The 2,144-nt window shown below is 48.3% G+C and carries 2 protein-coding genes and 1 pseudogene; 1 reads left to right on the top strand and 2 read right to left on the bottom strand.

Features of this window, described 5'->3' with window-relative positions:
- Together C7B77_RS31590 and C7B77_RS28800 are read right to left on the bottom strand one after the other, a co-directional pair.
- On the bottom strand, positions 1 to 165 hold a 165-nt coding region (locus C7B77_RS31590), incomplete at its 3' end, for a DUF3067 family protein (protein WP_146138594.1).
- Positions 166 to 285: 120 nt separating this feature from the next.
- Complete coding sequence (locus tag C7B77_RS28800; RefSeq protein ID WP_106313148.1) at positions 286 to 1,191, bottom strand: S66 peptidase family protein; 906 nt, start codon at positions 1,189 to 1,191, stop codon at positions 286 to 288.
- Positions 1,192 to 1,470: 279 nt separating this feature from the next.
- Between C7B77_RS28800 and C7B77_RS28795 the strand changes: the two are divergent.
- Positions 1,471 to 2,144, top strand: a pseudogene (locus tag C7B77_RS28795) (PP2C family serine/threonine-protein phosphatase); the annotation flags it as partial.

Below are 2,144 nucleotides of genomic sequence, written 5' to 3'. Positions count from 1 at the left end.
GTCTAAATGAGCCAGATAATCTATCTCTGAAAGTGGAAAAGATGCTTGTTCTTGATATTTCCACATCACCTGTAGATAGATTTTATTGGGCACCTTCCGCATTTGGACATCGTAGGAATAGCCCCATTTAGCAACGATAATTTCTCTTAATTCTTGTCCGGTCATTTAGGGGATAGTGGATAGTGGATAGGTTTTAGGTTTTAGGCTTTAGGCTTTAGGCTTTAGGCTTTAGGCTTTAGGTTTTAGGTTTTAGAGGATAGTTAATGTTTGTTGTGAAGTTTTGATTTATTTACTTGCGATTTTTAAATTGCCTGTGTTGCCGTCTAAAATGACGTCAACACCGACGGGAAGTGCCGCATTGCAGCCATCGTGTCCGAAGGGGAGATTGGCGACGATCGGAATCTGAAGATCTGTCAGTCGATCGCGGAGGACTTCTTCTACTGTAAAGCTAGAACTCCCTTCTGGGGGGTCGCATTGGCTGAATCTGCCGATCGCGATTCCGGCAACTCGATTGAGGATGCCAGTAAGTCGCCAGTGAGTTAGCAGTCGATCGATCCGATAGGGAGCTTCGGTAATGTCTTCGATCGCTAGAATCGCGCCAGCTAAATCTGGTTGATGCGGCGTACCCAATAGATGCGTAGCGACAGTTAGATTGCACGGCAATAACTTGCCCGTCGCCACATTGCCTACCCAGCTATCGCCTTGTAGCGGTGGGAGTGGTTCGCCAGTAACTAACTTAAATAAGCGATCGCACGACCACTCCGGCTCATCTGATAAAGTAGTTACTAATGGCCCGTGGATACCACCTGCAAATCCTGCTCGGTTGAGACTCCATAATAGAGCTGTAATGTCTGAAAATCCAATCAGCCATTTCGGTCGATCGATCTCTTGCCAGTGCCAATCTTCTAACAATCGCATCCCCCCATAACCGCCGCGCGCGCACAAAATCCCGCGACAGTCTGGATCTGTCCATGCAGCCGCCAATCGATCTCGCCGTGTGACATCGCTACCTGCTAAATATCCCCATGCTTGAGTAACATCTTCCGCCACCTCTACCCGATAACCGCGATCGCGCCAAATTTGAATCCCGCGATCGAGAGCAGTTCGCTCTCGCAATCTCCCACTGGGAGCGATAACCCTTAATAAATCTCCACTTTTGAGCGGTAAAGGTGTTTGACAAGGTTGAATCATGGGTATTTATAAGATAAGTGGATTGATTTTTATTTAAGCTAGAGATTAGCAAGCGATCGCAGGTTAGAATTTGGATTGTTGGTGTAGCATCTCCCTCAAAGAATCGCCCGATCTCTATCTAGAAGCTTGGGATGGTGCAACTGCTACATCGACTAGTCAAAATTAAGCGCGGATATACTCTCTAACGTTGAGAATCTTTTCCCCGAAACCACTTCAACCCACATACCTGACTTGCCATCATAGCGCAAACGATCGGATGACCGGAGCAACCCCAACCCCATGACCAACCAACTAGCGGCAAAAATCGTCTGCCAAAATCCTGAATGTCAGGCTCCCAATCCAGTGAGTCACAATTTTTGCGCTCATTGTCGTACCGCCATTCCTAAGGTCTACTTGTGGACTGTCGGTGAAGATGCCTCCAGCTTGAAAGTTGGACAGATGCTGGCAAACAATCGCTATATCGTTGTCAACAGTCGGGTGTTGCTAGACACCAAACCGGGCTGGCAACCAGAAGTAGTCGAGCGCGTGCCCGAATATATTACTCCTTATCTGCGCCTGATCGGTCATCGTCCCCACGTCCCGCAAGTTTATGGTTCGATTTCACTAAATCGATCGGGAAGACGGACTACTACGCTATGGTTGCTGGAAAAAGCACCGATTTATAGTGAGGGCTTGGGAGCCGCTTTTGCGGGGAGGCTGATGCCAGAACTCAACGAAAGCTGGAAAACCGCCGGATCGATGCGCCAGCTCAATTGGCTGTGGCAAATCGCGAATCTTTGGGACTCGATGCAGGCAGAGGGTGTAAATAAAACTTTATTACATCCAGAAGTGCTGCGCGTTGAAGGCGGTCTGTTACGAACGATCGAATTCATGCCCAATGGTGAAACACCACCCAAATTAGCCGAACTGGGCAAACTCTGGAAGATGTGGCAGAAACAGGCGCGGATCGGTAT

Source organism: Chamaesiphon polymorphus CCALA 037 (assembly GCF_003003845.1).
GTDB lineage: Bacteria > Cyanobacteriota > Cyanobacteriia > Cyanobacteriales > Chamaesiphonaceae > Chamaesiphon > Chamaesiphon polymorphus.
Note: the sequence above shows the minus strand (reverse complement) of the source record. Positions and strands in the feature narration are given on the sequence as shown.